The organism is Culicoidibacter larvae (genome assembly GCF_005771635.1).
GTDB classification, from domain to species: domain Bacteria; phylum Bacillota_I; class Bacilli_A; order Culicoidibacterales; family Culicoidibacteraceae; genus Culicoidibacter; species Culicoidibacter larvae.
Map to the genome: position 1 here is coordinate 1 of NZ_VBWP01000020.1, position 10,264 is coordinate 10,264.

7 protein-coding genes are annotated in these 10,264 nt (G+C 40.1%); all 7 read left to right on the forward strand.

Features of this window, described 5'->3' with window-relative positions; genetic code table 11:
- On the forward strand, positions 1-665 hold a 665-nt coding region (locus FEZ08_RS11955; RefSeq protein ID WP_138192717.1), incomplete at its 5' end, for an InlB B-repeat-containing protein.
- A 146-nt stretch (positions 666-811) separates the two neighbouring features.
- Positions 812-3,142: a cation-translocating P-type ATPase gene (locus FEZ08_RS11960; RefSeq protein WP_199288084.1), complete on the forward strand. Its 2,331-nt coding sequence runs from the start codon at positions 812-814 to the stop codon at positions 3,140-3,142.
- An 18-nt stretch (positions 3,143-3,160) separates the two neighbouring features.
- Entirely contained in the window at positions 3,161-3,976 is an 816-nt protein-coding gene (locus FEZ08_RS11965; protein WP_138192719.1) for a metallophosphoesterase family protein, read from the forward strand.
- Positions 3,977-4,221: 245 nt separating this feature from the next.
- Positions 4,222-4,899 (forward strand): response regulator transcription factor, encoded by a 678-nt coding sequence (locus FEZ08_RS11970; protein ID WP_138192722.1) that lies wholly within the window; start codon positions 4,222-4,224, stop codon positions 4,897-4,899.
- The gene (locus FEZ08_RS11975; RefSeq protein ID WP_138192724.1) at positions 4,883-6,298 is read left to right on the forward strand and encodes a sensor histidine kinase; all 1,416 of its coding nucleotides are present in this window, start codon (positions 4,883-4,885) and stop codon (positions 6,296-6,298) included. The genes FEZ08_RS11970 and FEZ08_RS11975 overlap by 17 nt, the downstream gene beginning before the upstream one ends.
- Positions 6,291-6,758 (forward strand): hypothetical protein, encoded by a 468-nt coding sequence (locus FEZ08_RS11980; protein ID WP_138192726.1) that lies wholly within the window; start codon positions 6,291-6,293, stop codon positions 6,756-6,758. The genes FEZ08_RS11975 and FEZ08_RS11980 overlap by 8 nt, the downstream gene beginning before the upstream one ends.
- 120 nt (positions 6,759-6,878) lie before the next feature.
- On the forward strand, positions 6,879-10,264 hold a 3,386-nt coding region (locus FEZ08_RS11985), incomplete at its 3' end, for an InlB B-repeat-containing protein (RefSeq protein ID WP_138192728.1).

Consider the following 10,264-nt stretch of genomic DNA (forward strand, 5'->3'; position numbering starts at 1 on the left):
GGACGGCGTTAGACCAAACCATCACTTTCGATGTGAATGGTGGTAACATAGCTACCCAACCAGCAGATATCATTCAAATGACTGACAGCACAGTCGACCTAGACGCAGTCACCGCACCAACATGGTTCGGGCACAAATTCCTTGGTTGGAAAGATGCGGCAGATACAAGTTGCAGTGGTACAATCACAATGCCGGCAGGCGGATTAACCTTAATCGCCGATTGGCAAGACTTGATTGCTGATGGCACTTGGCAAATTGATGCTAGCGATATTACTATTAGTTATAGTGACTTAGTGGCTATGATTCAAAGTGAAACGCTTGATGCAGAAATTTTGGCTCGTTCAGGGGCAAAAGCATGGGATAGTGCAACGTTAGCGGAGTTGTCACCATTGTATGTTAAGGATTTGACAGTAGTGAAAGCAAATCCGGCAGTAGGCAGTTATGTCTTGAATGTCTTTCATGATGAAGCTATTGCAACGACTTTTGGCACTAAAAATGCAACTACTCAATTAAATACTAATATTACTCTTACCGTTACTGAAGATCCGGCACAACCACAATTACCGGTTACCGGCCAAAATTATCTTGAATTTATCGGTCTTGGATTTATTGCAGTATTAATTAGTAGTTTGTTGATATTCTTAAAAAAGAAGTCAGATAAATAAGATTTTATTGTAAAGTTGAAAAGCCTGCGCCACACCCGGCGCAGGCTTTTTTTCTTTCCCCAAAATGACAAAAGCGTAACTGGTATTGAGCAGTGATTTATAGTATAATGAATGGCGTATATAACGCCAGTATTTGGAGGTAGAGCATGAATAAAGAGTTGATGCAACAAGATATAATTGGTCTAAGTTACGAGGAAGTAGCGGCCAAAGTTGCTGCCGGAGAGGTTAATACACCACCGGAAAAGGCAACGAAGACGAATACTCAGATTATTAAGGAAAATGTTTTAACATTATTTAACTTACTGAACTTATTGATTGGGATTGCTTTGGCCTTGGTTGGGGCATTTTCCAATATGTTCTTCTTGTTGATTATTCTTATCAATATTTTGATTGGTATTATTCAGGAGATTCACGCCAAAAATTTAGTTGAAGAGCTAACACTTCTTTCAACACCCAAAGCGACGGTTATTCGTGGCGGTGAGCAAAGTGAAATCTTGGTTGAAGAATTAGTGCTTGGTGATGCGATGATTCTGGAGATGGGTTCACAGATAGCGGCAGACAGTGTTGTGGTTGCCGGCAGTATTGAGGTCAACGAGTCGTTGTTGACCGGGGAATCGGACTCGATTACGAAGTATCCCGGTGATCATTTGCTTTCTGGCAGCTTTGTTGTCAGTGGTAAATGTACTGTCGATGTTGAACATATCGGTAATGATAATTTTTCTGCTAAGCTGGCACATGAAGCGAAAAAGGCAAAGCCGATTAATTCGGAGTTGCTGGATTCGATGCGGAAGATTACCAAGTTTACCAGCTGGATTATTGTGCCGCTTGGGGTGGTTTTATTTTTAGAAGCTTACTTTATTCGTCTCGATCCGATAATGGTTGCTGTAGTTACGACTTCGGCAGCATTGCTTGGCATGCTGCCGAAGGGTCTTGTGCTTTTGATTAGTATTACCTCTGCTACCGGAGTTATTAAGCTTTCAAAAAAACAAGTGTTAGTGCAAGACATGTACTGTATGGAAACTTTAGCACATGTTGATATGTTGTGTTTGGATAAGACCGGGACGATTACTGAGGGGAAAATGTCAGTTACTGAGGTGCTGCCGTTAACCAAGCGTCATTTAGCGATTCCGATTGAGCGAGTGATGGGTTCATATTTGGCAGCCAGCGATGATAATAATGCGACGATGCAAGCATTGCGCGCTCATTTTAATGAAACTGCTGATTTGATTGCGGTGGACCGAGTTGCCTTTTCTTCTGAGCGCAAGTGGGGAGCAATTCAGTTTGCTGATTTTGCCACTGTTGTATTCGGGGCGCCGGAGATTGTTCTACAAGGACATGAGTTGCCGGCAGTAGTCAATGAATTACAGCTGACCGGCAGTCGGGTCCTGATAGTTGCTTTTGCTGAGGATGCGATTGTTGATAATCAATTACCTACAGTGATTCCAGTAGCGGCGATTGCTTTAGATGATCCAATTCGCAAAAATGCGGAACAGACTTTGAATTTCTTTAAGCGTGAAGGGGTAGAAGTGAAGGTTATTTCCGGAGATAATCCGGTAACCGTTTCTAATATCGCTCGTAAAGCAGGCTTACATGATTATGCTTCTTATATTGATTTATCAATGGTTACTAGTGATGAAGAGGTACAGGCGGCGGCAACGCAATATAGTATCTTCGGCCGGGTGCGGCCGGAGCAAAAGCAATTGCTGGTGCAGGCACTGCAAGCGGCCGGGCATACGGTTGCAATGACTGGCGATGGTGTTAATGACGTATTGGCATTGCGTGAGGCTGATTGCAGTATTGCGATGGCGGAAGGTAATGATGCTGCTAAGCAAGTGTCACAGTTAGTGTTGTTACATTCGGATTTCTCAAGTTTGCCGGAAGTGCTGGCTGAGGGGCGCCGGGTTGTTAATAATGTGACTAAGGTGGCATCGGTGTTCTTTATCAAGACAATTTATTCAGTGTTGCTTTCGGTAATAAGCTTGTTTACTTTTGTAGCTTTTCCGTTTATTCCGATTCAGATTACCTTGATTGATTTGGCAATTGAAGGTTATCCTGCTTTCTTCTTGTCTTTTGAACCAGACAAGAGGAAAGTTCACGGGGTTTTCCTTAAGAAGGTGTTAACCGCGGCAGCACCAAATGCACTTTTGATTGTTGCTAACACGGTTATCTTCTATATATTAGGTCAGCAAATGAATATCGCTCAAGATGATATTGTTACCTTGATGTATTATATGATTGGCTTTATTAGCATTTTAGCGGTCTTGAAAACTTGTTTGCCATTTAACCCGTTGCGAATTTTCTTGTTTGTGACAACTGCGGTTGGCTTCTATGTTGCCGTATTCTTATTCCAAAATTTATTACATGTTGGCTTACTAACATCAGTAACCTTACCAATATTTATTATTGCGGCAATTCCAACCGCAATCATTTGGGCAGTATCAACAATGGTGCTGAAAAAGAAACGTTTGATTCAATAAGTAAAGGAGTTGTACCAGATGAAAGTTGCTGTTCTTGCAGATGCCCATGGCAACAGTACCGCTTTGGAAGCAGTGTTGTTAGATGCTCAGGCACAAGGTGCCGAAAAGTATATTACGGTTGGCGATATGGTGATGAAGGGGCCGAGCCCGGAACGGTGTTTGTCACTGTTGGAAGCGGTTGAACCAATCATTTGGGTTATCGGTAATCATGAGTCTTGCTACAAAATTGAAGATGAACCCTATATGGTTCATCCTAAGTTCGATATGTCAGTAATTTACGCGCTCTATGACAAGCAATACTTGTCACTGGCGCAAACGCATTGGTTGGCAAACTTGCCACTCATGCAGACAGTCACTTTACTTAATACTACTTTTGATATTTTTCATGCATTACCTGATGATCCGAGCAGTGGTGAGGTTTTTCCTACCGGAGACCAGGATGCATTTGATCGAATGTTGACGAACTCGGAGAGTGATGTTGCTATCTATGGTCATGTGCATCGTCAGACATTGCGCATGACCCGTGATGATCGGACAATCATTAATCCTGGCACTATTGGATTAGCAACAGCACATAACTACCGACCAGATAATCGTGCGCAGTATGTAATGCTTGAAATCACTTCTGCAGGAATTGCGGCGATTAATTATCGCCGAGTTGAATATGATGTTGAAGCTGAGCTGGCAATTGCCAAAAAACGTGAGTTGCCATATTTTGATTTATATGCCCGGACATTGCGTGATGCCCAATATAGTTTCACCAATGATGTGATTGAGGCTGAAAATATTAGATGCGGCTATGATAAATTTGTATATAATATGTTTCATAAGTAGAAAAAGAGCAGACTTTATGGGTCTGTTCTTTTTGATTTTAAAAGAAAAATGAGAAGAATAGTCAATTAGTAGTGACTTTAGGTATAGAATTCGTACTTTTGTGTCCTTTGATTGAGGGATTGTAAGAATAAACGAGTAAATTTCCTAATTGTGAAAAATAAATGAGTAAAAAATGTTGTTTTGCTAACTATCTTTATTTTTCTTTAATCCTGTGTTAAAATAAGGCTGATAGGGGGAAACATGTTATGTGTATAAAAAAGCATATTTTATTTATTGATGACGATGATCAATATCAACGTGTCGTCAAAAGTTTATTGGTGACTGAAGGCTATGAAGTGACCACCGCCAGTAATGCAGCTGTCGGTATTGAATTATTCCAAAAACATAAATATGATTTGGTTTTGTCTGATTTAATGATGGAGTCAGTTGATGGGTTGCAGTTGTTATCATTTATTCGCCGCATTGACCCGTCTATGAAAGTTATTATTTTAACCGGTTCAGATGAGCTTGCACCGGAAATTCGGGGTTTGCAGTTATTAGCCAATGACTTTATTCGCAAACCAGTTGATTTTGATATTTTGTTAGCGCGGATTGCCAGAGTATTAATTGATGAAGAGAAGCATACTGTTCATGAGTTAGTCAGTGAGCGTGAGCAGTTAGTTGTGCACCTTGACTCACGACAAGTGATGAAAGCCGACGAACGGATTGAGCTTACGGTTAAAGAGTTTGATTTGCTTGTTTATTTTTTGCGTAATCGCAATGTTGTTCATTCACGTGAACAATTGTTAAAAGAGGTTTGGCGAATGGATATAAATCTTATTGATATTCGGTCAGTAGATACATTAGTTAAGAAAGTTCGCCGTAAACTGCATATTTCTTCAATCTATTCAATGCGGGGTGTAGGTTATGAGTGGATCGAGTAAACAAACTCAGTTTCGCTGGAGAAATTTAATTTACATTATCGGAGCTCTTTATATAGTGGTGGTAGCAATTTTAGTTTTTGCTATTTATCAGATTCCATATTTTTATGATGAGCTTAATCGCGCTCAGGTAGATGAAATTGTAAGTGAAGTGCAATCTTCGCTCACATCTGCTGATGCTGATTCGCGAATCACAGCACTTGAGCAAGTTGTTGCAGCTCATAGCATGGATGTGGTGGTGTTAGCACCAACAAATACTTTTTTTGCAACTAAACCGGAAACTAATTTTGCGTACTTACGCGAGATGGCAGAAACCGATATGTTGAGCTACCAGGGGGCTTTTACAGTTACTGCTGATAATACAGAATATCAGGTTTGGCTGGCGATTTACAAAGTAACGCCACAAACCTTCTTTGTCATTATTATGAGTTTAATTGGTGCCGCAATTATTTTATTATGCGGATTGATGGCTGCACTGATCTTTTTAATGTTCCGTAAGTTAATCCAACCACTACGACGTTTGCGCAGTAATATAATGAGTCTGCGTGAATATCGTTTGGCCCAAATTCAGGCGGGTGAGGCACGGAATGAATATGACGTGTTGTCTCGGGAGTTAGGCGCTTTTAGCGGTGACTTGCAGGTGAAGATTGATTCTATCAATAAGCAGTATACAAAATTGGAGCGTAATCTTGAAGCGCAGCGTGAAAAGAGTGTTGTGAAAACACGATTGGTGAACGCTTTGGTGCATGATTTGAAAACGCCGCTGAATGTTAATATGCTGCAAACGGATTTATTGAAGCAGCACGCAAACGCAGATGATGAACAGATGGAGATTATTGCTGAGTTAACCCTCAGCAATAATCGCTTGCGTGATGATGTTAACCAAATCTTACAAGTGATTAATAATGATAATGTTGATAGTCTTTTAGTACATGAGCGGATTGATATTGTGGCGATTGTTAAGGATACTTTACGGTTGTTTGAACCGTTGCTGCGTGAGCGGGGGATTGCTTATTATCTTGATGCTCCGGGCGAGGTGTTTATGGTAATTAGTGATATTGAGTTTAGACAAATTATTCATAATTTGATTTCCAATGCGACTCAATATGGTGATCGTAATGGTGTTTTTGAGTTGACTATTGATGAGTCAGATGCAGAGATTATTATTGAGGCATATAATGATAAGGCTGATGCGAGTGAGATTGATTTTGATCGAGCGTTTGATTTGTTTTACCGAGTGGATACAAAGGATACTCAAAATGAGTTTGGCAGCGGAATTGGTTTATATACGGTTCAAGCTATGGTTGAGGCCTACCAAGGGAGAGTCAGTTTTGCGGCTCAAGATGAGGGTGTTGTGTTGAAGGTGTGGTTGCCGAAACAGGTAGGTGGTACTGATGCGTAAAGGTGTTGCCGTGTTTTTTGTTTTTTTAGTGATGCTGGTGATGCCGATGTCGGTGCAGGCGATGTCAACGCCAGTTTATGAGAGTGAACAGGCGGCGTTGCAAAGTGAGTTGCAGCATCTGCGTGAGACCGTTACTGAGCCAGGAGTATATTCAATTGTACTCCGTTTTTATGATGCAGATGGGACTGTTATTGAGCAAGAAATTTTCTTGGAAATTACCGCTGATGATACGTTAGCAACAGTTACTGAGAGTTATGCAGCAAACGAGCGTAATGGCTGGTTTGGCAATTATAATGGTGAGGATGCTACGGCATGGACAGGGTTTGGTGCTTTTATTACTGAGACCTTGCCATTTATTTTAATGCTGATAATGTTGGTGCCTTTTTTAGTTTTGCTGCTGATGTCTTTATTGACATCGAAGCTGACGCGAGATGTCAATTCGGTGTTGGGAGATGAGTGATTTCATCAGTTTTTAATCATAGGCCTTAAAACTCACAAAAGTATGCAGGAGTGCTTTGAGTTAGTGGGGGCAAATTGCTATGATTAGGTTGTAAAAAAAAGTTATGGGAGGATTTTTGCGATGAAAAAATATCTTAAAATAGGGATTAGTTTACTCGCTGTTGTGGTAGTCGTTTTAAGTCAAACGAATATTACTGCTTTTGCAGTGACGTCTGAAAATAATGCCAATAATCATAGTTCAGAAGTGAGCAGTGATAATAATTCAGAGGAAAATATTGGAGAGGAAGAGGAGACAGTAGAAAGTGTCGCTGAAGAAGCGCCATTAATGGCTAAGTCAGTTACACCTTTTTCAGCTGGTTTTGCCAGTTTTGATGGTGTTGATTTGAATGGTGTTACGAATTTGTCATATACACAGGGTCAAATTATTAATATTGATAAGACAGTTAATATTAATGTTAATTTTGGTGATTCAACGAGTAATGGAAAAAAAGTGACAGTTCAGTTAGCTAAAGAACTTGTTTTTCAAACAGTTCCAGGTTTGAAAAAAGTTGGGAATACTTTCGTATATGATCCAAGTTCACTGCCAAGTAACTTACAAGGGTTTGTCAGTAATATTACTTATACACCAAATCCAACCAGCAGTAGTTCATGGAATGGTTATGGAAATGCTTATTCTGGTAGTATTACTTATGAATTCATTAATTCTATTTCAGCAACGCCACTCAGTTTTACAACCAGAATTGATCGATTATACCTGACTAATAATGCTGGATATAATATTGATAATGCTGTTATTGTAACTAGCGAAAAAAATGGTGCTGTTATTGAAAGTGAAACAGTAGAGACACTTACTTATGCATCGGCTTTAACTACCGATTTATGGCGTGGCGGAAACAAGGAAGTATATGTTGATCAGACTACTGGTTTGCGCACTGTCATTGGCACGTTGGTTTCGGCACCAGATGGACTTTCCGGTGGACTTGTTGAATATTATGAAGTAACATATGCATATGCAAAGGAACTTGCTTATGTATCCATAGAGGGGACTACAATCCCTAATACGAGTGTTGATGATACTACGCTTTGGTCGGATGCGAGTTGGAATTACGTCAAAATTCGTTTTAATAATGCAAAGATTACTGGGAATTTATATCTAAACTTTGATGTTGCCGATACAACTAATCATGTAGTTGGAAAAGTTTATACTATTAAGCCATCCGGAAACCAAACTATTAAACCATACGATAATCCGACATTTGAACGTAATAAATTAGCGTCGTTTTCATTTACGGTAGCTGAATCGTTTAAAAATTCAATTATGCTTATTAATTGGAGTCAAACTATCTCACTACAGAACACGAACAGTGGTAATGCCGTCCTTGGTCAGATTCCGCTCACTAATCGCCAGGCAGATCCAGTGACGGATCAAGTTTTAAAGCTTTCCTTTGATGATGTCTACATGGGCGTTAATCGTATAGATTTGTATACTACAACAAATACAGCAGCCAGCGGTGCATATAATATAAACGGAACAACAACCGATGGACGTAGCTTTACTATTCCGGATATTAATACTTGGGCAGGACGTACCGGAATTACTCTAGCGCAATCTGATATTACTCCGAATCCTGGTGAATACATTAAAACTATAGTATGGACAGAGAAATCTATTACTAACAACTTTTCTTCATATGCAGGTTATCTTGGTTATGGAGGGACAGCACGGTTTTATGGGGTTATTTTAGATAGTGCAGCCGATGGTGTAACCGCAACTTCAACGCTTCAAAGTGTAAGCTTAGAAAGTGGCGAAGATATCCATGCAACAACTAAAAAAGGAACCTTGACCCATCAATATGTTGATACCGCAACAGCCTTAGGATTTAGTGGAGCTGGGACAACCCTTAGTATGTTAAGTGGTGAGACCAAAACATCTACTAATACAATTCAATGGAATGACACTCAAGGAACATTTGTGAGCACAATGAAAGGGTTTAACTTCTATTTACGTGAAGCTGAGGCTTTTGAGTTTGATATAAGCAGCTTTAGTGCCACAGATACTAATGGGGTCGTCTATTCACAAGCTAATAATAATATCGTAGTGAGTACCTTGACCGATAACACAGGCAAAAAAGTCTACAAAATTACTATTGCAGATTATGCCTTTGATTTCAGAAAGTCACCTAACTTTAAAGTAAATGTAACAACCAAAAAATCAGCCGGTAATTTTACAATTCAAGCTAAAGATATTTATTTTGCTGAACCAATGAATGCAAAGATTGTTTTAAAAAACTTTGCTTCTGGCCTCACAACTAATGATATTTATGACATCAGTGATTTACGTGACGAAACTCAACAAATGATGAGTTTTGGCGGTTCAATTACCAACCTTGCCCAAGCAGACTTCAGTACCGCAACCAGTGCGAATCTGGATGGCGGACCATGGACTACATATGATTATGTCAGCGGAAAAACAATTCTTGATTTAAACCCAGATGGAACTGCAAAATATAAATTATCAGTAGCCAATAACTCGGGACAAAATGTCAGTGGTTATAAAGCAATTATCCCAATTCCTAAAGCAGGACAAAATGCCGGAAGCGACTTCCAACAACAAGCCTTTGAATGGGATGTGCTTCTGAATAATCCAATTGATGTATCAAGCACAAATTACGCTTATACAGTTCGTTACAGTACAACGTATACAAATAATTTTGATGATGCTTCATGGAAAACATGGAATGAGATTACTGATAAAACAACCATTAAAGCGGTCCGGATTGTCACAACTGATGTAATTCCTGATGGTGGTCAAGATGAAATTACCTTCACCATTGATATGGATCCGGCAACTGCTGATGTGCAGGCTGGTGGCGTTAATATCTACAATGCCTTGATTTACCGTAGTGTACTTGGCGCTGAAGGTGCGGCACCAAGTGAGCCGGTAGCGATTCGCTTAAAAACCGGAGTTATCAAAGGGCAAGTGTTTAATGATACTGACCGGAATGGTTTGTTAAATGGGACAGAAACCGGACGCAATGGTGTTGTTGTTACCGCTTATGAAGCAGGAACAACAACGGTTCTGGAAACTAAAACGACCCAAACATTAAATGGTGTACCGGGAAGTTATGCCTTCTTAGGATTAGACAAGAACCAAAATGTGGATATTGTCTTTACGAATCCAACGAATGATGACTCAATTCGTTTTAGTGCGGTAACAAGCGGTGGTAGTACGCCAACCGCAAGTGCTACACATGATAAAGCAACAACATCAAACTTAACACCAAGTGCAGTTGGCTTTGATAGTATAGATGCCGGATTCATCACGCCAATTACAGTGACCTTCAATGGGAATACCGGGGTATCAAGTATAGCTTCAACTAAGAAGTATCCGGGTGAAGCGGTTAGTCCGGCACCAACAGCTACAAAAGTTGGACATACATTTAATGGCTGGTTTACCGCAAGTACTGGCGGAAGTAAAGTAACCTTCCCATATACAGTAGGAGCAGC